The organism is Hymenobacter sp. BT559 (genome assembly GCF_016427535.1).
Classification (GTDB): domain Bacteria; phylum Bacteroidota; class Bacteroidia; order Cytophagales; family Hymenobacteraceae; genus Hymenobacter.
In genome coordinates, this window is sequence record NZ_JAELXV010000004.1 from 282383 (window position 1) to 307900 (window position 25518).

Genomic DNA, 25518 nt, shown 5'->3' on the forward strand with positions numbered 1-25518 from the left:
TTGGCCGTTAGCCTACCCTAGTTTTAAGCTGGCTCATTACCTCATGAATTTTACTGGAAAAAACATTCTACTTGTCGGCGCTTCGTCGGGCATCGGGCTAGCTACGGCCCAGCTGCTGGCCGCCGCAGGCGCCACCCTTTTCACAGCCTCGCGCCACCAGTCGGCCGAATTGGCGGCCCTAGGTACCACCCACATCACCTACGACGCTACGCAGCCCGTGGGCACGGCCTTCGACCAACTGCCCGACGTGCTCCACGGCCTCGTGTATTGCCCAGGCTCCATCAAGCTGCGGCCCTTCGAGCGCGTGCCGGTCGAAGATTTTCGTAGCGACTTTGAGCTGAACGTGCTCGGCGCAGTACAGGCGCTGCAAGCCACCATTAAGCGCCTCAAAAAGGCCGAAGGCGGCGCCAGCGTGGTGCTGTTCAGCACGGTAGCGGCCGCCGTGGGCATGAGCTTCCACACCAGCATCGCCACCGCTAAGGCTGCTGTAGAAGGCCTCACCCGCGCCCTGGCCGCCGAGTACGCCGCCAGCGGCTTGCGCGTCAACTGCTTGGCACCCAGCCTCACCGACACGCCCCTGGCCGCCGCCCTGCTCAACACGCCCGAGAAAGCCGAGGCCGGCGCCAAGCGCCACCCCTTGCAGCGCGTGGGCCGGCCCGACGACCTAGCTGGCATGGCCGCCTTCCTGCTCTCCGACCAAGCCACGTTCATCACAGGCCAAGTGCTGGCCGTGGATGGCGGCATGGGCAAGCTGAAATAATACCGAAATTAAGATAGCTTACATCCCGGACACGGTCGTCATGCTGAGCTTGTCGAAGCATCTCTATCGCATCATCCAACGGTGCGATAGAGATGCTTCGACAAGCTCAGCATAACTGAATAAGAACGTTATTAACGAATGAAAATTAGCATCTTCTGGCATCGGCGCGACCTACGCTTTCAAGACAATGCGGGGCTGGCGGCCGCGCTGCAAAGCGGGCATCCGGTGCTGGCCTTGTTCATTTACGACCAAACCATCCTCGAAAAGCTACCTAGGGAAGACGCCCGCCTCACGTTCATCTTCGACCACGTGGAGCGGCTGGCCGACGAGGCGCACGAGGCCGGCGGTGGCTTCGTGGCCCGCTTCGGCAAGGTGCCGGAGGTGTTCAAGCAGTTGCTGGAAGACTACGACGTGGCCGCCATCTACACCAACGAGGATTACGAGCCCTACGCCACCGAGCGCGACACGGCCGTGGCCAAGCTCGCCGAGAAAGCCGGCGCAGAGTTCAAGGCCTTCAAGGACCAAGTTATTTTCGCCAAAGACGAGATACTGACCAAGAACGGTAAGCCGTCGAAGGTATTTGGCGCCTACTCCAAGGCCTGGCAAGCCCGAGTGAAGCCGGAGGACTTCAAGCCTCACCCTTCGCAGCGGCTATTCAAAAAAGAGAACCTAGCGGCGCTCAAGGCTAGCGACAAAAAGCGCCCTACCCTAAAGGACCTAGGCTTTGAGCGGCACGAGCAGCTGACGCCGCCGGCCCGCTTGCCCGATGCCGATGTGGTGAAGCATTACGACAAAACCCGCGATTTTCCGGCCGATAACAAGGGCACCACGCACCGCTCGGTGCATCTGCGGTTCGGCACCATTAGCATCCGGCAAATCATGCAGCAGGCGCAGGAGCTGAACAACAAGCTCTTGAACGAGATGATATGGCGTGACTTCTTCATGATGCTGCTCTGGCACTATCCTAACACGTCGTATGAGGCCTACGACCCCAAAATGCGCCACCTGCCCTACCGCGACGACCCCGAGCAGTACCAGGCCTGGACGGAAGGCCGCACCGGCTACCCGCTCGTGGATGCGGGCATGCGCCAGCTCAACCAATCGGGCTATATGCACAACCGCGCCCGCATCGCGGCGGCGGGCTTTTTGGTCAAGCAACTGTTCATGGATTGGAAGATTGGCGAGCATTACTTCTCCGAAAAGCTCATCGACTACGACATGAGCAACAACATCGGCAACTGGCAGTGGATGGCCGGCACCGGCGCCGTGGCCGCGCCCTGGTTTCGGATATACAGCCCCGAAAGCCAGCTCAAGCAATACGACCCTGATTATAAGTACGTAAAGCAGTGGGTGCCCGAGTTTGGCACCGACGACTATCCGGCCCCGATAGTAGACCATAAGTTCGGCCGTGAGCGCGCCCTCGACCTTATCCGCAAGGGCCGTAAATAAGCGACCTAGGCCCGAACCAGGCCCGTGCGGTAGTGGTTATAGAGGCATGGAATCCTCTGCTCTCAAAGCCGCTTACCTCGACTACCTGCGCCGCCACGGCCACGCGCCCAAAACCGTGTTTGCCTTCGCTGAGGCACAGGGTATTTCGGAGGGCGAGTTCTACCGCTCGTTTGCGTCCTTCGCCGCCATCGACCGCGAAACCTGGGCCGATTTTGGCCGCGAGGCCCGCGAGCAAGCCGCCCAAGAGCCCGCCTGGCAGAACTACAGCAGCCGCGAGCGTTTGCTGGCCTTCTACTACACGCTGCTCGAAATCTTGAAGAACAACCGCAGCTTCGTACTGCTTACCCTAGGTCGCTCGCAAAAGCGAATGCCGGCCTTGGTGCCCAAGGTCTTGAACAAGTTCGAGGCTGATTTTAAATTCTTCGTGGAAGAGCTGCTGCACACCGGCCGCAATACGGGCGAGGTGGCCAGCCGGCCCTTCTTGCAGGATGGCTACGGCCGCATATTCATGCGCCAGCTCCAGTTTATTCTGCTCTATTTCGTGCGCGATGAGTCGGCCAACTTCGAGCGCACCGACGCCGCCGTAGAGAAAGCCGTGACACTGAGCTTCGACTTAGTGGGCCGCAACACATTTGATTCGGCCCTAGACTTCGGACGGTTTCTGCTGCAAAAGCGGGCCTAGAAACGCAGCCTTAATTTTTAGGCGACACTACTAACCGTCTGTCATGCTGACGAAGAAAGCATCTTATCAGGTTAGAATCTTGCGTGATAAGATGCTTCCTTCGTCAGCATGACAGACGGTTAGTGAATGCTTTCGCCATTACAATCTTCCTATCCTTCTCGACCTATCCCAACAATGTCTGACCAACCTCAGGAATCGCTGCCGACCTCCAAAGTGGCGCGCGCCGCTCGCTTCGCTAAAACCGGCTTCAAAGTAGGCGCCAACTACGTGCAGCACTACGCCAAAAAGGCGGTGGGTGCCGACGCCACCACCGCCGAACTGCATCAGGCTAACGCTGAGGAGCTGTACGGCACGCTCAGCGAGATGAAGGGCTCGGTCTTGAAGGTGGCCCAGATGCTGGCGATGGAGAAAAACCTGCTGCCCCCGGCCTACGCCGAGCAGTTTCGGCAGGCGCAGTACCAAACTCCGCCGCTGTCGGGGCCGCTGGTGGTGAAGGCGTTTCGCGATGCTTTTGGGCACTCGCCGAGCGAGGTTTTTGACGAGTTTGACCCTAATGCCCGGCAGGCGGCCAGCATTGGGCAGGTGCACTTTGCCCGCAAGCTGGGCAAGGACTTAGCCGTGAAAGTGCAGTATCCCGGCGTGGGCGCCAGCATCCAGTCCGACATTGCGATGGTGAAGCCGGTGGCACTGCGCATTATGGGCCTAAAGGAGGAAACGCTGCGGCCCTACATCGCCGAAGTTGAGGCGCGCTTGCTCGAAGAGACTGATTATAAGCTTGAACTAAGCCGCGGCCAGGCCGTGGCGGCCAAGTGCGGCCACCTGCCGCACTTGCAGTTTCCGGCCTACTACCCGGCCCTGTCATCAGCACGCATCCTGACTATGGATTGGCTGCCCGGCCAGCACATGAAGGAGTTTTTGGCCACTAACCCCAGCCAGGAGGTACGCAATCAGCTCGGCCAGGCGCTTTGGGATTTCTACCAGTACCAGCTGCGCGAATTGCGGCAGCTCCACGCCGACCCGCACCCCGGCAATTTCCTCTTCAGCACCACCAATGGCGGCACCGTGGGCGTGCTCGATTTTGGCTGTATCAAAGATGTGCCTGCGTTAGAGCAGCAGCAATTTCTGGCCCTGCTCGACCCGGCCACTCTCGCCGACCCCGGCCGCCTCGAAAGCCTGCTGACCGAAGCCGGCGTGCTGCGCCCCGGCGACGCGCCGGCCCTGCGCGAAATGTACCTGCGCACCCTCACGCAGTCGCTAGGCCTAGTGGGCCGCCCCTTCCGCGAGGACACCTTCGACTTCGGCGACCCGAGCTACATGCAGAGCCTCTATGCGTTGGGCGACGACCTGATGCAGGACAAGGACCTGCGCCAGCAGCGCGAGCCCCGCGGCTCGGCCCACTTCGTGTACCTCAACCGCACATATGTCGGCCTTTTTTCGCTGCTCACTGACCTAGGGGCCGTGGTGCGCACCGTGCCAGCCGCAGCCTAGCGAGCGGTTTCCATCTCCAGGCTAGCCATGATAAATGGGCCCACGCCCTTGAAATCGTTTTTCTTCAGCGGCTCGTTGAGGTAGTATTCGTAGGAGCCATCGCGGTAGGGCGAGCCGCCCAAGCCGCCCACGCTCACGGTGCCGGTTAGCGCCAGCGAGCCATCTGGCTCGGTCTGCACAAACTGCTGGAGGATGCCCGCGTAGCCTTGCTTGGCTACGGCCGCGTATTTCTTATCGAGGTACCCTAGGCGCACGCCCTTGGCCAGGGCGTAGACGAACATGCACGAGCCCGACGCCTCGACGTAGTTGCCGGCCCGCTGGCCTTGGTCGGTAACCTGAAACCAGCAGCAAGTTTTGGCATCCTGGTAGCGGGCCAGCACCGGCGCCAGGCGCTGCAAATACTTGACTAACTGCACCCGCTGTGGATGGCTTTTAGGGAAGTAGTCGAGCACATCGACCAGCGCCATCGCGTACCAGCCCATGCCCCGGCTCCAAAAATTGGGTGATTGGCCGGTGCTGGAGTTGGCCCATTTCTGGGCGTGGCTTTCGTCCCAGCCGTGGTAGAGCAGGCCGGTTTTGGGGTCTACAAGGTGCTTTTCTACCAGGGCAAATTGCTGGGCCACATGGTCGAAACCGGCTGGCTCGGCAAATACTTGGCTGTATTCGGCGGCGAAGGGCTCGGCCATGTAGAGGCCATCGAGCCACATTTGGCTGGTATACTTTTTCTTGTGCCAGTAGCCGCCTTCGCTGGTGTGCGGCTGCTTAGCTAGTTGCTGGTGTAGCAGTTGCGCCGCCTGCCGATATATGGCTTGGCGCGGACCAGGCGCCCGACCTAGGGCCAGCAGCACCCGGCCAGTATTGATGTTGTCGAGGTTGTAGTCCTCCGCCTTATAACCCACGATAGTGCCATCGCCGGGCAGCGAATAATCTAGCGTGCGCCCTACGTAGTCGTGGTAGCGGGGCAGGCCGGTCTGCTGTGCCACCCGCTTGATAGCCAGCAGCATCAGGCCCTTCTCGTAGCCCCAGCGGGCCGCTTTGTTCTGAGCCAGGCCCAGCGAATCGGGATACCAACGCAGGAAGGCATCGGCCATGCGCTGCGAGTAGGGCTTAGGCGCTGTAGGCTGAGCTAAAGCAGCAGTACTGAGCAGCAGGCAGATAAGAAAGCGAAGCATAAGTAAAGTAGCGTGGACTCTGCGAGTCCGCGAGTGAGCGCAGCGAGCATTCTACGTTCTAATCTATCCAGACGCAGATGCTCGCTGCGCTCACTCGCGGACTCGCAGAGTCCACGCTACTGCCTGATTTTAAGGCATTTTTTGGAGGCCTTCCCAACGCACTTTCCAGGTTTTGGGAATGCCGGGGTTGGCTTCTTTGCAGCCGTCGTAGCCGGCGCACATGAGGGCCACAGCGGCGAGCAGGCCACCATTGCCGGGCAGGTAGAGAGGCAGGCGGCCTTCCTGGTAGTTGTGGCCGTTGGGGAGGTAGGTATTGGTACGCACCTTCATCAGCAGGGCATCCACCGCCTTTTCGGGCAGCCCGAGGCGAGTGGCCGTCATCGAGGTAAGGGGGAAGTCCCAGCCCCAGGTTTTGTCCCAACTCCAGTCGGTCCACACCAGGTCGAAGGTGCGGCGCATGGTGGCAGCATCTTGCTGGCCGGTGGCGGGCATGAAGCCTAGGGCCCCGAGCACGGCAGGGTGGTCGGTTTTGTACTCGGGGTTGGTGTAGGAGTCAGGCGCGCTTTCAGCGGCCAGGTACACGCCATTGGCCTGAGGCAGCTGGGCGAGCTTGTCCAGCACTTCATCCCACTTGGCGTTGCGCGGCTGACCTAGGCGCTCGCGCCACTTTTGCGCCGTTTCGAGGGCCCAATGCCAATACACCAGCTCAAAGGTGGGGTTGAAGGTTTCCTCCGCTTTAAACCGCTCCTGGGCCGGAATGACGCCCTTGCCAAGGATGTAACGGCCTTTTTCTTTCTCCAAAAACGGGTACGAAGCGATGAATTCAGCCGTTTGGTTTACACGCTCTTGGTACAGCTTGAGGGTAGCTGCGTTGGGGTGAGCGCGGTAGGCTTCTTCGGCAAAGTAGATGGTGTGCGGCTGCTGCCAGATAAGAAACGCGCCCACCGACGACGGTCCTTCGGCGCCCCAGGGGTCGGTCATTTTCTGCCAGCGCCAGCCGGCGTAGCCTTGGCGCTGGGCAATGGCGCGGGCCTCGGCCTGCACGTCGGGGCGGGCGTACCAGGTTAGGCTGCGTTCCAGGATTTCGGGTCGACCCCACAGCGCGAAGTGGGCCGCGTGCCACCAGTGCATTTCGAGGTGCGGGCGGCCGTACCAGCTATTAAGCAGCAAACCAGTTTCTTGCGGGGGCTGCGAGCCGGCATTGTGCACCTTAGTAAGGTACTGCGAGAGCACGATGCGGCGCTCCAATTCGGCGGCCCTAGGGTCGGCGGTACCGCTAAAATCGACCGCGCCGCCGCTACGCCAGAAGGTGCGCCACTGTTCTTGACTATTGTTCAGGGTATAAGAGAAAGTAGGAGTGCCTCCCGTTTTGCGGGGCGAAAAACGGGCGCTTATTTCCATCGAATTACGTTGCCGGCCTGGCGTGAGTATAAACTCGTGCGGCCGGCTGGGTACCAGCTTGGCCGCGCCCGACCAGCCCAATTGTACGAAATAACGGGTCGTATCAATTTGGTGCGTTAGCCAAGCGAGTCCGTCTTGTAGGTCTGCTTCTTTTACAATAGCAGAAGTGTGTTTGTCGGAATGCGAATAATCAGTGGCCATGTCAGCCCAGCCGGCCGTGGGAAAGGGAAAGCGCAGCGCCACCTTCAGCCGCCCGGTTTTCAGTAGCTCCGAGGTGACCCGAGCTGCCACGGCATCCTGCGTTTGGTGGCCCACGGTTATGACATCCACGGCCGTACCCTCCACTGTGAAGTGGCTGCGGATTTCGCCCGTCCACGGGTTCAGCTCCTGGTGAATGTTCTTGATATCCTGCACGGTGGCGGGCTGGCCGTTTTTCTTCAGAATAACGAACCCTAGGTTGCCCAACTGCAAGCGGTGTGGGTTAGCCCGCAGGTAGTCTACAGCTTCTTTGTTGCCGGGCGTTTTCACCTGCACCGCATAGGGTACGGGGCGGCCGTTGAGGGTGTAGGTGCGCAGGCTGGCGTCGAACTTATATCCCTCTTTATTCGGAAAGCGGTGCCAGCCCCACTCCGACTCGGTGCCCAGCGGCAGGCCTTTTTCGTAGTGCAGCGGGAAGGTTTGCAGGCCTGTCATGTCGGCCGTGAAGGCAAATTTGCCGTTGCCCACCGACAGCGAATTGAGCGAGTCAGTAGTCGTAACAACGACTTTGTGACGCTCGACGAGCGCCTGGCGGTCGATGGGCGCCGGCTGCGCAGTGAGGGAGCGCGAGGCTAGAAACAGCAGTCCTCTAACGAGGGCAAAACCAGTATTTTTCATAAGCATCTCTAATCAATCGCGACCTAGCGTCACGCTCATCAACCCTATCACCACATCGTTGGCCAAGGCCCGCACAGTCAGGCTTTTCAGCTTTCTCTTAGGGTCGAGTGGCAGCTCCAGCACGGTGGCGGCACCACCGTCAATGGCCTTGGTGCTAAAGCCTTTGATAGTGGTGTACTGGTTGAAGTCTCTGGTAATGAGGCCGGTCTTGAGGTGCACGCGGTAGGGCTTGGGCACACCTAGACGGAAGGCGAAGCCATCCTCCACGTAGTCTTGTTCGATGGGCCACCAGGTGTCGGGGTTGCGCAGGGGCAGCGTGGCGGCGGTGCCGTCGGCGTAGGCCACTACTACTTCACCATTAATGAATTGGCTCTGCATGGCGCTGGTGCTGCCGGCCATCAGGAGCACGGCGCGGCGGGCGCGGCCCCGAAGCGGCAAGGTGGCCTGCCGGGGGTAATTATCCCACTGTGATACAAAGAGGCTATTCTTGACGCCGGCCGCGCCCGGCGTGCGCAGGGGCACGCCGCTGGGCAGCTGCACTTCGTTTTTTGCGCCTGCCAACCGGCGCAAACCCGCATCGTCGATGGTGGCCTGCGTGAGGGGGTAGCACCAGTTGCCGATGCCCTGGGTGGGCAGTTCCAGCGTAGCCGTTTCGGCCCGCGGCGAGAGGTACTTATTCTGAAAAATGCGGGTTATCTGGTCGTTGTAGTAAGGCCCTAGGTCTACTGGTTCCCACTTGGCGGGCGCCGAGGCGCCCGCAGCTAACGGGTCAGGCAGCGGGCTTGGCACGCGCAGCTTAACAGGCTCCCACCACTGCAAGTCACCCTGCCGCAGCTGCACAAATGCCGTGCGACTGCCCGGCTGCCCGGCCGCTCGCGCCGCCAAGCCGGTAGCAGTGGGCTGCGGCTGGCCTAGCGCCTGCTGCGGGTCGAACACAGGCCCCACCGTGGCCGGGGCAAACTGCACCTTGAAGCTGCCGCCAGGAACCACTGCCATCTCGGGCGCCGCGGGGCACGGGGCCTGCCCCCGCCATCGAATAGCAACCACATAGCGCGCCGCGGGCGCACTACTGATTTCGATAAGTGGGCGGCCCACCGCGCCGGGCACGTTGCGCCAGGGGGCGGGCTGGCCGTTTACCGTCACTTGCTCGATGTGGTCGGCCAGGGCGGGCACTTGCAGGCGCAGGACCAGCTGCTTGGGCAGCAGCTGACTTATCGTATACACCTCGCGCGGCCCTTGGCGCCGAAACTGCAACGCCACATCGGGCACCGTGAGGCGGGCCGAATCCCAGGCGGCGGGCAGGCCGGGGCGCACGAGCAGGGTATCGCGCAGGGCATTGGGCCGGATGCCAAACAGGCCCTCGACCAGCGAGCGGGCGGCCACCCCAATGGGGTCGGCAAAGTCGCGGTAGAGCTCACCACGGTTGGCGTCGTAGAAGCTGATTTGCTGAAAGTTGCCGGGGCTGGCGCCTAGGTACATGCTTTCGAGCAGGGCGCTCTTCCAGAGATGAAAGGCGTCTTCGCGACGGCCAGCCTGCCAGTAAGCCAGCGTAGCGTGCAGGTTTTCGGCTAGCGCCACGTTGTTCAGAGACCAATCGTAGGGCTGCCAATTCGTAGTCGAAAGCAGCTGGTAGTTTTCATCGGGCAGCCCCGCTGCCCGCACCGGAATATGTGGAATTTCCGCATCGACGTAGCGTAGTGCCTGGTAGGCCTGGAAAGCATCAGGCACTTCCGAGTCGAGGGCGTGGTAGATGGTCCAGAGGCCGGCGCTGGGGTGCAAGGCCTTCAGCCCTAGGGCATCCTGGTATTCGGCGTACCACCCTAGGGCCGGCAGCCACAGGCGCTGCCCTAGCGCAGTCCGGATGCGAGCGGCCTCCTGGCGGTAGGGTGCGGGGTCTTCGCGCAGCAGCGTGGCCAGCTCGGCCGCTTGCTGGTTGGCGAAGTAGTTATAGGCCGACGTGTGGGTCACAGCGCCGCCGCTGTACTGCAAAGCGTCGCTGGCCCAAATGGCGGCGTAAGCATCGTAGAGACCATCGCCGTCGGGGTCAAAGTTGCGCTTTTCCCAGGCTAGGTGGCGCTGCAGGGTGGGCCACAGCGCGCGGGCCTCGCCTAGGTCACCGGTCCAGCGCAGGTGGCGCAACAGGGCGTCCACGTACACGAGGTTCATGTCGTAGTGGTGGGGCCGGAAGTCGCCGCCGGGATTGCGGCTGATGTAGCCGCTGCTGAACACCGCCGTGCCCAGTTTTTCGAGCTGCCGGGCCCGGTGCAGGGCCGTGTCGGGCGTAACCGGGCCAGTGGCGGGGCTGGTGAGTTGCGACTGCGCGTAGGCCCCAATGTGCTGGCTGGCGCGGTCGTGCCAGCCCAGCGGGTCGGCGGCGTAGGGCCCGCGCCAGCCGTTGAGCCGGATGCGCCAGGCCACCGCGCCGTGCAGGTACGAAGGCGCTTCCCAAATAGCATCGGCGGCCATGGCTAGCGCCCTGCCCAGGGTATTGATATACGGGTCGGGCGTGCTGACTTGCACCCGATTGGCGAGTGTAGCGCGCGCGGCCTCGGCTTGCGCAAAGGCCCTAGGTAGCTCCTTATAGGCCAACTGCTTGCTTGCCGTGGGCTTTAGCACGTTGAAATACAAGGCTTCGCCGGCTCGCACGGGCAGCACCCCGGCCACTACCGGTGCGGCCGTGGCCGCCGAGGCTAGCAGCTGCGCCGGTGACGCTTGCTGCGTGGCATCGGCTAGCCGGAGCTGCGCAGCGGGCGGCCCCACTCCGGCCAGCAGCTTGGGAACGGGCGGGGTGGCCGTGGCTTTGGCTGGCTCCCCTACCCCGTAGGTCAGGCTGAAGGCGTTGTTTTTCAAGCTAAACGCATTGCCCCGGCAATACTCCGGCTTGAGATAAAAGCTGGATTCAGGGTCGGCGCCGATGTCGCCATCACGGCTGAATTTCTTGCCCGTAGCCCCGCCAAAGGCCCATAGCAGCTGCACGCTTTTGGCCGCTACGTTGTCGAACTGCGCCTTGATGAGGACGCCTTCGGCATTAGCCATCGCTTGCACTTCGAGGTGCAGCCGGCCGGCGCCCAGCAGCGGGTCGGTGATGTCGTACAGCATCGTGCCCGGCCGGTAGCGGGCCGTGATGCTGGCCGCTTGTATCAACCACTTGCTCTGACCATTAGCAAGCAGGCCGAACTTCAGGTTGCCGCCCATGCCGGGCAGGTAGAGCGCAAACTCGGGCAGGTCGCCAGCCTCGACGCGGAAGGCCGTATTAGTACCGTACAGCGCCCGGTTGAAGCGGTGCGCGCCGTTGGTAATGACAAAGTCTTGGCCCTCGGGGTGGTAGCGCAAGGTGCGCGGCTGGTTGTGCCAGAGCGGCGCTTGCGCGTACGCACCACTGCTAAGCAACAGGAGCAGCACCAGCCGTCTAGCCTGGCAGCCCGTGGCAAAGCATCGGCCTAAGCCGGCAAGCAGCGCACTCCGCCAAGCAGAAAGGAAAAACACGGCCATGCGTGGGGTGGGAAAGGACACGCGAAGGACGCCCTAGGTCCCGCCCCTACTCTCCTGTACTGTACGGGTAGTACCCCACTCTTACGAATAGCGCTCGGTTATACACGCGCTGGCGAACGGGGGACTCTCGCGGCTATGGGCAAAAAGCTATGGCGAGCGCCAACACCCTTCGTACTACTACAGCTGATGTTGATATTTTGCCAGTGTATCCCAGATTTTGTACATAGCAGCACCGCCAGCCTTGCCCGAAAGGTTAGTGTTCAGCAGCAGCACGCGGCCAATGCCAGACTTAGGGTCAAAAAACAGCAGCGATACGACGCCGGGGTCCCCACCGGTATGGCCGATGAAGCCGGTGTAGCCGAAGCCCATGAAAATGCCTACGTTGTAGGGCTCGCTGTAGGGATTGCGCTCGTTGCGCTGCTCAAAGTTGCTCGCCGCCAGTTAGGGCCGATACAACTCTCGGTAGCTCGCGGGCCCCAATACGGTTCCCTGGCCTTGGTAGCCCCGGATGAGTTCGTGGAGGTATTTGCCTAGGTCGGCAACGGACGAAATGAAGCCACCATCAGGATAAGTGGTCAGCCCGTAGTAGGGAAATGCCACCGCTGGCGACTGAAACAGCCGCGAATAGCGGGCGAAATTGACGTCGCTGAAACGCCAGCCCGAGTCACGCAGGTGCAGGGGCCGGGTAAGATAGCGGGCCGTAAAGTCCGGAAACGGCTGCTTGCTGGCCAGCTCTATTACGTATGCCGCAAGGGCCGCGCCCACGTTAGAATACTCGTACCGCTCTCCAGGCCGTTGGGCCGAGAACCCCTTCGCCTGGTACCACTTGCCCTGCGGGGTCAGGACATTTTGCAGAAATACGGGCAGGCTTACCGCCGAATCAGCGGGAATAAACGCTTGCTCGTCCTCAAACACCAGCGGCAAGCCCGTGACATCCTGGCCAGGCTTTAGGTAATAGTTTTTACTGAGGTAAAAGTCATTATCGCAAATACCGGACGTGTGGGTCGCTAAGTGCCGCAGCGTAATCGGGACATCAGGAAAAGCCGGATTGAAGACCGGGAAGGGCAGGTATTTGGCAATGGGGTCGTCTAGGTTTAGCTGACCCAGCTCCTGGCCTTAAGCAACGCCAAGCCCACCAGGGTCTTGGACACTGACCCGATATTTTACACGGTGTGAACGCCGTAGGCTTGTTGGGCCTTGGCGTCGGCAAAGCCAAAGCCACGCTGGTAAAGGACTCCCTTTTGGCTTACAATAGCCACTCCGAAGCCTTTGAAATAGCCCTGATTATACAACGTTTCCAATTCCGCCGTCAACGCATCTTGCGCAGCCCGGCGCCGGGCGGGCTGTGCCATAGTCGGCATAGCGAGGCCGAAGGCAACAGAAAGCAATAAGGCAATGATTAATTTGAACACGAGACACTTATAAATAAGTTACACCAAAACGTTTATCATTGCTACGCAAGCAGCGCGTAGCAATGATAAACGTTTTGGTGTAACTTATTTGTACTTAGAAGGAGAACCCATAACGCGAGCTATAAGACCCGCGCCACTAGCCCGCTAAGCGCCTGCGTGCACGTAGGGCGAAGCCATTCGGCTGATGGGCTGATAGTCCACGAAGTCCACCTCGGGTGACAGGTAGCCTTCACGTACGGGTTCTTCGCGCAGCAAGTCGGTGCTAAGATATTTCTTGTTGCTGTCGCAGAGCAGCGTGACCACGGTGGCCTCGGGGCCCAGCTCGGCAGCCAAGCGGATGGCACCAATAACATTGGCGCCCGACGAGATACCTACCGCCAGCCCGAGCTGGGTGGCCAGCTTTTGAGCCACCAGGATGGCGTCGCCGTCTGAGGCCTGCACCACAGCATCGAGTTCGTCGAGCTTCACGATGGCCGGAATAAACTCATCGGAAATGCCCTGAATGCGGTGCGAGCCCACTTTGTGGCCGGTGGTGAGGGTCGGCGACTCGGCTGGCTCTAGGGGGTGCACCCGTACCCCCGGAAACTGCGCCCGCAGGTAGTGGCCGGTACCCATCACGGTGCCGCCCGTGCCCACCCCCGCCACAAAGGCATCGGGGCGCCGACCCACACTGGCTAGCTGGGCCGCTATTTCGGGGCCGGTAGTGCGGGCGTGGGCCTCGGCGTTGTAGCAGTTTTCAAACTGCTGGGTCAGGAACACACGGCCATCGGCGGCGGCCATCTCCTGCGAGAGCTTGATGCTACCTAGGAAGCCGCCCTGCGCCTTGCTGATGAGCGTAACCTCGGCTCCGAGCGAGCGGATAATGTCGATGCGCTCGCGGCTGAGCCAGTCGGGCATGAGAATGCGCACGGGGTGCCCAAGGGCCTTGCCAATGGCCGCAAACGCGATGCCCGTGTTGCCGCTGGTGGCCTCCACAATGGTGTCGCCGGGCTGGATTTTACCCTGCTCGTAGGCCTGCTGCAAAATGTAGAGCGCCATGCGGTCCTTGAGGCTGCCGGTGAGATTGTAGTGCTCGCACTTCACAAAAATGCGGCCCGGCTGGCCTTGGTACGTGTAGTGCAGCGCCAGCATGGGCGTATTACCGACCAGGTGCCAGAGGTGCGCAAACTTGTTGGTAACGGCCGAGGGCAAGGGCGCACCGGCCACAACGTCTTGGTACATATAAGTAAGGAGAGAGTGCCTAGGTAGGCCGCACGGCCCACCACCGGGCTAAGCGTTGCTATTTGGCTGCAAATAACTGAGCTAATTTAGCTTGCAGCTCTTCGCCGCGCAGGTTCTTCGCAATTACTTTACCTTGGGGGTCTACCAAGAAGTTTTGGGGCACGGCGGCGATGCCGTATTGCACGGCCACGGCATTTTTCCAGCCTTGCAGGTCCGAGAGCTGGGTCCAGGCCAGGCCGTCGGTTTCGATGGCTTTCACCCAGGGCTCCTTTTTGCCATCGAGCGACACGCCCAGCACTTCAAAGCCCTGTCCGTGGTACTTGTTGTACATAGCTACTACGTTGGGGTTTTCGGCGCGGCAGGGGCCGCACCAGCTAGCCCAGAAATCCACGAGCACGTACTTGCCTCGGAAATCGCTCAATTTCACCTGCTTGCCATTGACATCGGCCTGGGCAAAGTCGGGCCGGGTACCTAGGGCCGTTTTGTCCCAGGTTGTCATAAACTTGTTGATGCTGCGGCCGGGCTCGGAAGCCTTGGCCAGAGGGCCCAGCTGCTTGTAGAGCTTGCTGGCCTCGTCGTAGTTCGGAAAATCGACGAAGCGCCACTGCACCACCGAGGCCGCCACCACCGAGTTGGGGTGCGCCTGCACGTAGGCCTCAGCAATCTGCTTCGACTCGGCTTCCAGCGCCGCGAAGCGGGAGTCGCCTTCCTTGCGGGCTTCGGGTGTGGCCTCTTTGGCGCCGGCGGGCGTGGCCTGCTTCAGCATTTCATAGATGGGGCCCGCTTTCATCGTAATGGCCTTCCACTGCTTGTCGTAAGTAGCGTACTCGTCTTGCGTGGCCGAGCCCTTCACTATGGGCGTCTGCTGGGCATCGGCGGGCAGTTCCACCGTAAGCGGGTGGTTTTCAACAAACAGGCCAGCGTAGCGCTTCACGGCCGGCAGGCGCAGCCCGTACCAAGTGGGCTCGGCCACGCGCCCCTTGAAGGCAAAGTGGCCGCTCTGCACCGTGGTCGAGTCTTTGGTGGGGGTCGTGCCGAAGCTCATCAGGTACACCTTGGTACCGTCGGGGGCGTCTACTTTACCTTGCAAGGAGTAGCCGGGGGTAGCGGGCTTGGCCTTGGGGCGCGCGGCCACCGGTTTCTTCTGGGCGGCTACTGAGCCAGCCGTGAGCAGGGCGGTGCTCAGTAGCAGAGCACCTAGGTTGCGGGAATGGGTCATGGTTGAAAAGGACTAAGACTAAGTGGTGTATTTTAAAACGTAGTGGCACGCTGTGTTTCAAGTTGTTTGTCATAGCGAGCGCAACGAAGCAATCGCATTACCACGAGCCGTTCAAGTGCAATTGCTTCGTTGCGCTCGCCATGACAAACCTTTTCTTGAGCAAATCCTGACTCTGTTAATACCCAGGGTTCTGCGTCAGCGCCGGGTTAGCTAGTAGCTGCGTGGCCGGAATGGGCCACACGTTATCGTTATTGTCCCAGGTGGTACCCTTATAGGCACCTAGGACCGCCGCCACGCGGCCCGTGCGGATGAGGTCGAACCAGCGGTGTCCGTACTCGGTGAACAGCTCCAGCCGGCGCTCGTTTTCCACGGCCAGCAAGGCATCGGCCGAGCTGAGGGTAGTGGCGAGGGCAGGGACCCCGGCGCGGGCGCGCACCACGTTCAGGTCGGCAATACCGTCGGCCACTTTACCCTGCCGGATGCGCGCCTCGGCCCGGATGAGATATTGTTCAGCCAGGCGCAGCACTACGCTATACTCGGTGGCGGCGCCCGCGTTGGCCGTGGCTATGCGCTGCTGGTACTTGAAGGGGTAGCGATAGGTGGTGCCAGCCACGGCGTAGGAGTTGGTCCAGGTGGTGCGGCGATTATCGGGCGTGCCGAAGGCGTTGTACAACGCACTAGTCAACTGGTAAGTAGCCGCGGGCGCCACCGTGAGCGAGGACGGTATGAAGTAGCCCCCCTCAGCCGTATTGGTCGAAACGGTGCCCGCGCGGCGCAACTGCCAGATGGCCTCCTGGCTATTGGCCAAGAATACCTGGTTGAGGGCTGGCAGGGTATAGAGCGTGGTTTGGCTTAGCACGGCGCTGGCCTGGGTTTCGGCGGCGGCCCAGTTTTGCTGGTACAGGTACACGCGGGCCAGCAGCGCGGTGGCGGCGGCCTGGTTTACGCGCGTACGCTCGTTGCTCACGGGGTAGGCAGTGCCCAGCGCCTTCTGCGCGTCGAGCAGGTCGGTTATTACGGCGGCGTACACGTCGGCCTTGGGGGTGCGGCCTAGGGTGCTGTTGGCGGCGTAGTCGGTGCCAAGCACCAGCGGCACGTCGCCGAAGAGGTTAGCGAGGTAGAAGTAGTTGAAGGCCCGCAAAAACTTGGCCTCGCCCAGCAGCTGCGTCTTGAGGCTCGCCGTGAGGGTGGTACTGGCGGTGAGGCCGGCCACGGCCGTGTTGCACTGGTAGATGTTAGTGTAGGCCTGGCTCCAGAGCAGGCTAGGGCCGTTGCCGGCCGGGTTCACCTGGTTGAGGCGGTACTCGTCGAAGGCGGTGGTGGCGTAGAGCAGTTCATCGGCTTCGAGCCCGAGAAAGGTCGAGAGGGCCGCGTCGTTGGCGATGCCGGGCACGTTGGTACCCCGCGAGGTGAGGCCGATGTAGATGCCCAGCACGCCCGCCGTGGCCGAGGCGTCGGCCGAGTACACGGTCGTGTCTACCACCTGGGTGGGCGGCGGGCCCACGTCCAAGAAATTGCACGACCCTAGGCCTAGTAAAGCCGGCAAGAACAGCCGACGCGAAAAACGAAGTAGCGTTTGCGTTTGCATAACAAGTTAAGTTTCTAGCCAACAATTAGATGGACACCTGCACCCCACCCGTGAGCACGCGCTGGGGCGGCAGCGCGAAGAGCGGCACCTCGGGGTCGAAGCCGTTGTAGCCTGTGATAGTGAACAGGTTTTGGCCCTGCACGTAGAAGCGCAGCCCCTGCAAGTGCCAGCCCTGCACAATAGCGCTGGGCAGCGAGTAGCTCAACGACAGCGTTTTGAGACGCAGGAACGAGGCGTCGCTAAACACCGTGGGCGAGTTAGTGTAGTTGAAATACGTACTGTAGGCGGTGCCAAACGACGAAGTGGCCTTCGGAATATCGGTCACGTCGCCGGGCTTCTGCCAGCGGCGCAGGGCGTCAGTGGTCCAGTTGCTCAGGCCCTGGCCAGGAGGCCCCTGGGGCACGTAGCTCCGGGCCGTCTGCTTGGTGAATTGCAGAAAGAAATCCAAGCTAAAGCCTTTGTAGCTGAGACTATTCTGCAAGCCCCCGAAGTACTTGGGGTAGCCGTTGGCGCGCACCTGGTTATTAAGAGCGGGGTTGGACGTGTACAGGCCGGTGGGGCTCACGTAAGCGCCGGCGGCCTGGCCGGTGGCCGGGTTGATGCCGGTGTAGGCGTAGGCGCGGGTGATGGTCGTGGGCTCGCCCAGCAAAAACTGATTGTTGTAGAAGGAGGCGGCCAGGCCCGGAAACTCCAGCAGCTCATTGCGAGGCACGGTGAGGGTGGCGGCCGAGGTCCAGGTAAACTTGCCGGTTTGCACGTTGGTCGTGTTCAGGCTAAACTCGAAGCCCCGGTTCAACACCACGGCCGGGAAGTTGGCGGTGATGCTCGAAAAGCCGGTTTGGCTCGGAATAGCGAAGCCCACCAGTTGGTTGTCGGAGATGCTGCGGTAGTAGTCGGCCGTGAATAGAATGCGGTCCTTCAAAAAGCCCAGCTCGATGGCTAGGTCCAGCTTCTTCACGTTTTCCCAGCGGAAGTTAGTGTTGCCCAGCCGGGTGGGCGTTAGGCCCAGCAGCGAGCCGTAGGCCGAGCGGCCCGTGGACTGGAAGGTAGCCAGGTAGTCGTAGTAACCGCTGGTACCTAGGTCGTTGCCGGTAATGCCGTAGCTGGCGCGCAGCTTGCCGTAGCTCAGGGCCGGCAGGGTGTTCTTGATAAAGCCTTCCTCCGAAAACAGCCAGGCCACACCGCCCGCTCCGAAGTTGCCCCAGCGGTTGTTGGGCCCAAACTTCGACGAGCCATCGCGGCGGAAGGTGCCGTTGACGATGTACTTGCCCTTGATATTGTAGTTCAGGCGTCCAAATACCGACTGGTAGCGGTAGGTAAAGGCGTTGTCGGTGTAGTAGGTTTTGGTGCTGGCAGCGGTCAGGTTTTCTAGCACCGCATCGGAGATGTAGTCGGTGGCCGCTACGTAAAGCTGGTCGGTGGCCGTTTGCTGAAACGTGCCGCCCGCCAGGGCTTGCAGCTCGCCCGGCCCCACTCTGTGGTTGTAGGTCAGCTGCGGTTCAGCGAGGTAGGTGGTGGTGGCGGCGTTGGCAAACTCGGCCGAGGCCTTCGCGGGGCCGAACAACGTGCTAACGGCCGCGGCGGGCGTGGGGCTGAACTGCTCCATCGTCAGCCGGTTGAGGCCGGCGCTCACTTTGGCCGCCAGGCCCGGCAAGATGGTGTAGCTCAGGGCCACATCGCCGAGCAGGTTGCGGCTGGTGTTGGTGATGCCGCGCAGGGCCAGGGCGTAGGGGTTGGTTAGGCTCGTGCTGAAGTTGAACGTGCCGTCGGCGTTGTAGGGGTTGTAGTTGGGCGGCAGCGTGATGAGGGTGGTATAGTCCTGCGCCGCCTGCTTATTGTCGGTGTGCACGTAGCCCATCGAGGCATCGAGGTGCAGGCGCCCGTTGGCCGAAGCCTGGTTGATGGCCAGCCGCCCATTGTAGCGGTTGCTGAAGTAATCGCCCAGGTAGATGCTACCCTGGCGCCGGAAGCCGCCCGTGAGGGCAATGCGCGTGAGCGCGGTGCCGGCCGTGTAGCTAGCCTGCGCATCGGTCACGGAGGCCGTGTTGCCAATCAGCGTTTTCTGCCAGTCGGTGTAGCGGGTTTGGTCGAAGGAAACGAGGTCGGGCGCGTTGCTGGCCGTGGGCGTAATGCCGTCGTTGGCAAAGGCTTCGCGGCGTAGGGCTAGGTACTGCTCGGTGTTGAGCTGGTTGATGAAGCGGGTGGCCCGACCGGCGCCGGTGTACACATTTACATCGAGCTTGCCCTGGCCAGTTTTGGCTTTTTTGGTGGTGATGAGCACCACGCCGTTGGCCCCGCGCGAGCCGTAGATGGCCGTGGCGTCGGCGTCCTTCAGCACGTCGATGCTGGCAATGTCGGCGGGGTTGATACTATTGAGCGGGCTGTCGTAGCTGCCCTGCGGGGCAAACGCCCCGAAGGCCGCGAAACTGTTCAGCCCGTTGGCCGCGTAGGGCACGCCATCGACCACGTACAGCGGCTGGTTGCCCCCTAGGAGCGAGTTCTGGCCCCGAATCTGCACGTTCACAGTCGAGCCGCCAAAGCCCGTCGTGGGCGTCACGAGCACGCCCGCCAAGCGGCCCTGCAAGGCTTCAATGGGGTTGCTAACTGGCTGCTGCGCAATGGTCTTGGCATCGAGCGTAGCTACTGAGCCGGTGTTTTCTCGCTGGGTAGTGGTGCCGTAGGCCACTACCACCACGTCGTCGAGCTTACTCACGCCGCGCCGCAGCTGCACCTCAATGCTGGTTTGGCCATTCAGCGCAATTTCCTGGGGCTCGTAGCCCACGTAGGAGAAAATGAGCACCGCGTCGGGGCTGGCCACCATGAGGTTGTAGTGGCCGTTGGCGTCGGTAGCGGTAGAGGGCGTTGTGCGAGCGTCAGCCGACTTCACGCGCACCGTCACGCCCGGAATGGGCACGCCGTTCTCGTCGCGTACGATGCCCGTGACTTGAACGGGCGCGGCCACCGAAGCCCGGCTGACGGGCTTGGCCTTCACAATAATCGACTTGTCCTCAATAGTGTACGTCAGCGCCTGGCCGGCAAACACTTGGTTAAGCGCCTCCGCAAGGGTGGCGTGCTGCAAGTTGAGCGTGACGGGCCGGGCCGCCTGCACCATCTGGGTATTATACAGAAAGGTGTAGCCGCTCAGCTGCTCGATTTTCTTGAGCGCCTGGCTCAGCGGCACGTTGCGCTCCACGAGCGTGATGCTTTGGGAGGGCGTGGCCGCCTGCGCATAGGAGGCGGTGTGCAGTTGCCCGGCCCCCAGCAGCAACCCCACGGCGGTGGCTTTTGACCAGCGCCCTAGGGGACGCTCGGCGCCCAGGCCCAATTGGGAGAGTAAAGGAGTAGAATTTCTCATCGTCAATGGTTTGGTGAAAGAAGCAGAAAGTGTAGCCTGGCCAGAACCGGGGCAAGGCGCGGCCCAGAACCCCTAGGTAGGGGCGCGGGCAAACGATGGGTGGGCAGGAAAAGGAAGAGGCAGGTCCTAGGGCTGCACCGTGATGCGGCGGCCCTGAGTCGTGAAGTGCACGGCGCCGGTTAGCTCCAGCACGCGCAGCACGTCGGCGGCGTCTTTGTAGCGGGATATTTTCCCGTTGAAGTCCTTGTTGGTCAACGTGCCCTGGTACTGCACATCTACGTCGTACCAGCGGGCCACCTGGCGCATAATGGCCTCAATAGGCTCGTCGTTGAACACGAAGTAGCCGTTTTTCCAGGCCACGGCGTGCTGTACGTCCACCTCGCGGACCTGCACCCGGCCTTGGGGCCAACATCGACCCTGCTGGCCCGGCTGCAGCAGCGCCTGCTGTGGGCCCTGGCCCAGGCGCACCGACCCTTCGAGCAGCGTAGCGGCCAGGGCCGGCTCGTCGTCGTAGGCCTGCACGTCGAAATGAGTACCGAGAACCGTGACTTCGGCTCCACGGGCGGTTACCTTAAAAGGATGCCGGGCATCTTTGGCCACTTCGAAGTAGGCCTCCCCAGTCAACTCCACGCGCCGCTCGGCTCCCGTGAAAGCTACCGGAAAGCGTAGCGATGAGGCTGCATTCAGCCATACCTGGCTGCCATCGGGCAGCGTAAGCTGGTACTGCCCGCCGCGGGGCGTGGCCACCGTATTATAAAGGAGTTGGCTGGCGGTGGCGGCGCTGGTGGCGTAGCGTAGCTGGCCGTCGGCCGTTTTTTGCACCTGGCTGCCACCTTGCTGGGCCAGCAGCCCTAGGTGGGCCTGGTCAAGCAGCACGGTGCGGCCATCGGCCAGCGTGAGTAGGGCTTGGTTGCGGCCGGGGCGCAGGGCCACCGGAGCGGCCGGGCGAGCGGGCCGCCGCGCCACGGTGGGCGCCGCGCGGTGCTGCCAGCCCCAGTAGCCCCCCGCCACCAGCACCACTACGAAGGCTAGCAGCGCGGCCCACGGCGTGCGCCGCCGCCGGGCGGGTGCTGGCACACCGCTCTGCCGCAAGCGCTGAAAAATAGCGGCTTGCGTGGCGGCCTCGTCGCCATGCTCGGCCTCCTGCCAGGGCAGGTCGGGCAGGTCGGCAGTGCCTAGGGTTGCCTCAAAGCGGGCCCGCTCGGCGGGCGTGGCCGTGCCGGCTTGGTGCTTTTCGTACAGGTCTAGGTACTCTTCGTCGGTCATGGGGCAGGGCGTCTACCTAGAGAGAGTAGTTTTCGGCCTCCAACACACACACTTTCGGTAAAGAAAACGTAATTATTTTTTCATAAGCGGCTTAACTCGGTAATTTGCAGCGTCTAATTTTTACTTGTCAGCTTTATACTTAGAGAAGTAGTTTGCTTGCTTCTTCCCAAGCAAGCCGCTTTTCGGCACACCTCTGCCATACCCCGCCATGCCCATCTCGGATGCTGCTTTGTGGGAAGCCATTCAGGCCAATGACACCTCTGCCTTCGCTACGCTTTATGAGCGCTACTGGCGGCGCCTGTTCACGGCGGCCTATGCCCGCCTGCCCGACCGCGAGGCGTGCGAGGAAATCGTGCACGACATATTTCTGACGCTCTGGACCGAGCGCGCCCGCCTGCAAATTCAGGCCTTCCCGGCCTACCTAGGGGCCGCCGTGCGCTACCAGGCCGCGCGCCACCAGCGGGCGCTCAGCACCAGCCCCTTGCGCTACGCCGACGCCCTCGATACCCTGAGCACCGAAGCCGACTACAACCACGGCGAAACCCAGTTGCTGGGCCTCGACCTGGAGCAGCGCCTGGCCACTGCCCTCGGCCAGCTGCCCCAGCGCTGCCAGGAGATATTTCTGCTGAGCCGCATGCAGCACTTCTCCAACGACGAGATTGCCGAGCGCCTGCACATCTCACGCCGCTCGGTCGAGAACCAGCTCACGACGGCGCTGCGGCACTTGCGGCTCACGCTCAAGTGTATGGGCGTGCTGTGGATAATTCAGAATTTAGGGTGAGGCTGGGCGCAGACTCTACAAAATCTCGCTACCTCTATATACATAAGATGGCGCGGGACTGCACCCCGTGTCGCCTATTAGCCGTCCTCTGGCCGGCACGTCTGGGTACGGTAGCTGAACGTTCGCTAGCGTGCCGGCCAGAGGTCGGCAGATAATCAGCACGGGGCGCAGCCCCGCGCCATCTTATATAGCTTAGCCCTGGTTCCTACAGCGCGTAGCCCAGCGTGAGCAGGAAATTGCGCGGCGCGCCGGGAAACAGGCGGATGTAATCGTAGCCGCCTACCCAGTAGGTGCGGTTGGCCAAGTTATTGGCATTTAGCTGCATCGTGACGCGGCCGGTGCGGTAGTAGAGCGCTGCGTTGAGCAGGATGTAGCTCGGAATGGTTTGGGCGGTGTTGAGCGAGAGCGTGCGCACGGTGGCCAGGTTCGAGCCGAAGCCGATACCTAGGCCGCGCAGGGCGCCCCGGTCGAGGGTGTAGCGCGTCCAGAGGTTGGCGAGGTGGCGGGGGGCGTTAGGCTTTTGGGCGCCCACTTCAGCGGCCACCGGGCTTTCGGTGATGCTAGCTTCGTTGTAGGCGTAGGAGGCCGTCACGCTCCAGTTCAGCGAAAGCTGACCTAGGACGTCAAACTCCAGGCCCTTCGACTCCTCGGCGCCGACCTGGCGCAGCAGGTCGGGCTGGCTGGGGTCGTTGGCGTTGTAGAGCACGTTGGTTTGGCGGATGCGGTAGGCGGCGGCCGTGATGCTGAGTCGGTCTTGCAGCCAGCTCGACTTGCCGCCTACTTCCAGCATATTACTGGTCAGCGGCTTGAAGGGGCCGCCTGCATTGGGGTTGGCAATGGTGGCCGCCGTTTGGGGGTTGTAGCCCTGCACGTAGGTTCCGTACAGGTTCACGTGCTCGTTGAGGGTGAACACCAACCCGGCGCGGGGCAGCAGCGCGTGCTGATGCACCTTAGTTTCGGCAGCCGTTTTGTAGCCCACCAGGTCGGTGTAGCGCTCGTAGCGCAGGCCCAGCAGCGCCTGAAAGCGCCCTAGGCGCAGCTGGTCCTGCACGTAGCCAGCGTGCAGGTTGTAGTAGGTGGGGTCGAAGGAACGGGGCGTGAAAAAGAGCTTGCTATCATCCTGCATCCGCTGCGAGCCCAGCACGTCGGCGAGGTCAAAGTGGGGCACGTTGGGCACGGGGTTGCCGCTGGCGTCGAGCAGGTAGCGGGTGCGGTTGGCGGGCACGTAGGTAGCAATGGCGGCCGTGTTGGCGGCGTTGCGGTAGCCAGCGGCTGTGAGTTGCGAGGCGCCGGGCGGCAGGGTTTCGCTGCCGTAGTCGTAGCCCAGCACCAGGCGGTGCGCCACCGGGCCGGTTTCTAGGTCATAGTTGACAAAGGCCGAGAGATTATCGATGTAGCGGCGGCGCTTGCGGGCAAATACCTGCATCGCCACCTTAGTGCTAATATCTTGTCCCGCCGCATTTTGAGCGTAGGCATTGGCGCTGCGGTGCTCGTAGAGGTCTTCCGCGTAGCCGGTTTTGATGTAGGAGAGGTTGCCGGTGAGCCCCTTGGTAAACTGGTGGCTTAGGGAGCCGGTCACGTTGTAGGTCTGCTCGTTGAGATAGTCATTGCCGGTGGCCAGCGACTGCGACGTGGGCGTGGAGTATATGTCGTTCTTGTAGGTCGCCTGGCCGCGGTCGAGGCGGCTGTTCGAGTTGTTGTACACAATGTCCACATTGAGCCGGGTGCGCGGCGAGGGCAAAAACGAGAAGGACGGCGCCACAACCAGGTTGCGGTCAAACTGTAAGTCGCGGAACGACTGCGCGTCTTCGTAGCCTAGGTTGAGGCGGTAGAGCAGCGTGCTGTCCTTGCTCAGGGGGCCGGTAAAATCGGCCAGCGCCCGAAAGTTCTGGAAGCTGCCCAGCGACACGCTTAGCGACTTGCGATTTTCGTTCAAGGGCTTCTTGGTCACGCGGTTGAGTACGCCGCCGGGGCTAGCGTTGCCAAACAGCGCCGACGACGGCCCTTTTAGTACTTCTACGCGTTCGAGGTAGTTGGCCAGCGGTTGCTTCCAGAAACCGGTGCTGGTGCGCAAGCCATTCAGCAGCTGCGTATTGCTCTGCCCATTTACCCGAAAGCCGCGAATCACGATGTCATCGTAGAACGTGAACTGCGTGACACCGCTAAAGTTCTTGACTACCTCGCCCACCCGCATCAGGCCCTGGTCGGCAATGAGCTCCTTGCTGGCGTAGGCCACCGACTGCGGCAGGTCTTTAATCTCGGTTTCCGACTTGCTGCCTAGGAAGGTGGCCTTGGTGCGGTAGGTGGTTTCCTTGCGGCCTAGCACCTCCACTTGCTGCAAGGCCTGGTGGGCGTTTTGCAGGGTGGCGGGCAGGCGCAGGCCGTGGGCGGCGGGCAGCGTGACGGTGCGGCGCTGGGGCTCGAAGCCCACGTAAGTCATCCGGATGGTGTAGCGTTGGCCAGCGGCTAGCGGCAGCTCGTAGCGGCCCTCGGCATCGGTAGTGGTACCTAGGGTGGTGCCCTCTACTACTACGCTCACCCCAGGCAATGCAGCCCCGGCGGCATCTTTTACCTGGCCTTGCAGCGCACCAGCGTGCAGGTTTTCAGCCGATTGCATTTCTTGGCCCCAAGTATTATAACAGCAGAAAACCAAGAGAAAAAACGTGCAGAAAAAGTGCCGCATACCTTATTTAGAATGATTAAAAACAAGGCAAAGGTATTGGGGCTACACACGAAACCAAGCAACTGGGTAAAAGAATAGTACTACGGGGGCAGGCAGGCGCCCCTAGGCTATAAGCTGGCGCACTAGGAATGACTAACTTACCTGCTACTAAAATTTTACTTCATCCTGCCTACGCAGTACTTGAGGCCTGTGCGGAATTGTGCTCGCAGACTTCGCAAGCCACGCTGAAAAGCCGCACCCATCTTGCCCGATGCGCCAACAGCGGGCAACCTCGCTCCTTGGTTATCTTGCCTCGGTCAAGCGCGAAAGCCTGTGCCGGCCTGCGCCTTGGTTGCGTAGACGTTGGCCCGGCGATTCGATTTTTCTTCCTACTGCAATGGCTACTTACACCTTAGCGATAGTCGGGTACCTGGACACGCAGCCCAAACAAACGGGCCTGACTTTTGAGCAAGTAAAAACTGCGCTGGAACAGCACCGCGAGCTGTATTCCTCCCAAGTTCAGCGGGCCCTTGCGTGGGCCGAGCACGCCAACTCCGGCGAAAGCTGGCAAACTACTACCGACCTGCGCGAGTCGGACCAAGCCGATATTTACTTAACGCGGGAATAAGGCACCTGCCGGGCTCAAATAAAACGTTGACGTTGAGGCGGATTTACCAGTGTAGCACCCTGCTAC

The 25518-nt window shown here is 61.6% G+C and carries 18 protein-coding genes; 6 read left to right on the plus strand and 12 right to left on the minus strand.

The window, feature by feature from the left end; translation table 11 throughout:
• Window positions 1-43: 43 nt before the first annotated feature.
• From JAO77_RS15705 to JAO77_RS15720, 4 genes are all read left to right on the plus strand, one after another.
• Window positions 44-760 carry an SDR family NAD(P)-dependent oxidoreductase gene (locus tag JAO77_RS15705; protein ID WP_198991321.1) on the plus strand — a complete coding sequence of 239 codons (717 nt, stop codon included), beginning with the start codon at window positions 44-46 and terminating at the stop codon, window positions 758-760.
• A gap of 138 nt (window positions 761-898) precedes the next feature.
• The gene (locus tag JAO77_RS15710; RefSeq protein ID WP_198991322.1) at window positions 899-2209 is read left to right on the plus strand and encodes a cryptochrome/photolyase family protein; all 1311 of its coding nucleotides are present in this window, start codon (window positions 899-901) and stop codon (window positions 2207-2209) included.
• 46 nt (window positions 2210-2255) lie between these two features.
• Window positions 2256-2891: a TetR/AcrR family transcriptional regulator gene (locus tag JAO77_RS15715; RefSeq protein WP_198991323.1), complete on the plus strand. Its 636-nt coding sequence runs from the start codon at window positions 2256-2258 to the stop codon at window positions 2889-2891.
• 174 nt (window positions 2892-3065) lie between these two features.
• Complete coding sequence (locus tag JAO77_RS15720; protein WP_198991324.1) at window positions 3066-4379, plus strand: ABC1 kinase family protein; 1314 nt, start codon at window positions 3066-3068, stop codon at window positions 4377-4379.
• Here the strand turns inward: JAO77_RS15720 and JAO77_RS15725 are convergent.
• The 11 genes from JAO77_RS15725 to JAO77_RS15775 form a co-directional block, all read right to left on the minus strand.
• The gene (locus tag JAO77_RS15725; protein WP_235998456.1) at window positions 4376-5551 is read right to left on the minus strand and encodes a glycoside hydrolase family 88/105 protein; all 1176 of its coding nucleotides are present in this window, start codon (window positions 5549-5551) and stop codon (window positions 4376-4378) included. The genes JAO77_RS15720 and JAO77_RS15725 overlap by 4 nt on opposite strands.
• A gap of 129 nt (window positions 5552-5680) precedes the next feature.
• The gene (locus tag JAO77_RS15730; RefSeq protein ID WP_235998457.1) at window positions 5681-7828 is read right to left on the minus strand and encodes a hypothetical protein; all 2148 of its coding nucleotides are present in this window, start codon (window positions 7826-7828) and stop codon (window positions 5681-5683) included.
• Window positions 7829-7840: 12 nt separating this feature from the next.
• Window positions 7841-11230 (minus strand): DUF4450 domain-containing protein, encoded by a 3390-nt coding sequence (locus JAO77_RS15735; protein ID WP_198991325.1) that lies wholly within the window; start codon window positions 11228-11230, stop codon window positions 7841-7843.
• A gap of 267 nt (window positions 11231-11497) precedes the next feature.
• Window positions 11498-11689, minus strand: a complete 192-nt coding sequence (locus JAO77_RS15740) for a hypothetical protein (RefSeq protein WP_198991326.1) — start codon at window positions 11687-11689, stop codon at window positions 11498-11500.
• A gap of 72 nt (window positions 11690-11761) precedes the next feature.
• Window positions 11762-12427: a serine hydrolase domain-containing protein gene (locus JAO77_RS15745; protein ID WP_198991461.1), complete on the minus strand. Its 666-nt coding sequence runs from the start codon at window positions 12425-12427 to the stop codon at window positions 11762-11764.
• A 56-nt stretch (window positions 12428-12483) separates the two neighbouring features.
• The gene (locus tag JAO77_RS15750) at window positions 12484-12732 is read right to left on the minus strand and encodes a hypothetical protein (RefSeq protein WP_198991327.1); all 249 of its coding nucleotides are present in this window, start codon (window positions 12730-12732) and stop codon (window positions 12484-12486) included.
• Window positions 12733-12876: 144 nt separating this feature from the next.
• Window positions 12877-13953, minus strand: coding sequence for a PLP-dependent cysteine synthase family protein (locus JAO77_RS15755; RefSeq protein WP_198991328.1), 1077 nt, complete (start codon window positions 13951-13953; stop codon window positions 12877-12879).
• Between the two features lie 58 nt (window positions 13954-14011).
• Entirely contained in the window at window positions 14012-15172 is a 1161-nt protein-coding gene (locus JAO77_RS15760) for a TlpA disulfide reductase family protein (RefSeq protein WP_198991329.1), read from the minus strand.
• Between the two features lie 175 nt (window positions 15173-15347).
• Window positions 15348-16760: a RagB/SusD family nutrient uptake outer membrane protein gene (locus tag JAO77_RS15765; protein WP_198991330.1), complete on the minus strand. Its 1413-nt coding sequence runs from the start codon at window positions 16758-16760 to the stop codon at window positions 15348-15350.
• A gap of 25 nt (window positions 16761-16785) precedes the next feature.
• Window positions 16786-20115 (minus strand): TonB-dependent receptor, encoded by a 3330-nt coding sequence (locus JAO77_RS15770; RefSeq protein ID WP_198991331.1) that lies wholly within the window; start codon window positions 20113-20115, stop codon window positions 16786-16788.
• A 126-nt stretch (window positions 20116-20241) separates the two neighbouring features.
• Window positions 20242-21381 (minus strand): FecR family protein, encoded by a 1140-nt coding sequence (locus JAO77_RS15775; protein ID WP_198991332.1) that lies wholly within the window; start codon window positions 21379-21381, stop codon window positions 20242-20244.
• A 208-nt stretch (window positions 21382-21589) separates the two neighbouring features.
• On the opposite strand from JAO77_RS15775, the gene JAO77_RS15780 reads away from it, so the two are divergent.
• A complete protein-coding gene (locus JAO77_RS15780; RefSeq protein ID WP_198991333.1) occupies window positions 21590-22162 on the plus strand; it encodes an RNA polymerase sigma factor in 573 nt (190 codons plus the stop codon).
• 205 nt (window positions 22163-22367) lie between these two features.
• Here the strand turns inward: JAO77_RS15780 and JAO77_RS15785 are convergent, their stop codons facing one another.
• Window positions 22368-24779: a TonB-dependent receptor gene (locus tag JAO77_RS15785; RefSeq protein WP_198991334.1), complete on the minus strand. Its 2412-nt coding sequence runs from the start codon at window positions 24777-24779 to the stop codon at window positions 22368-22370.
• A gap of 442 nt (window positions 24780-25221) precedes the next feature.
• On the opposite strand from JAO77_RS15785, the gene JAO77_RS15790 reads away from it, so the two are divergent.
• On the plus strand, window positions 25222-25452 hold the full coding sequence (locus JAO77_RS15790) for a hypothetical protein (RefSeq protein ID WP_198991335.1): 231 nt from the start codon (window positions 25222-25224) through the stop codon (window positions 25450-25452).
• The last annotated feature ends 66 nt before the right edge of the window (window positions 25453-25518 follow it).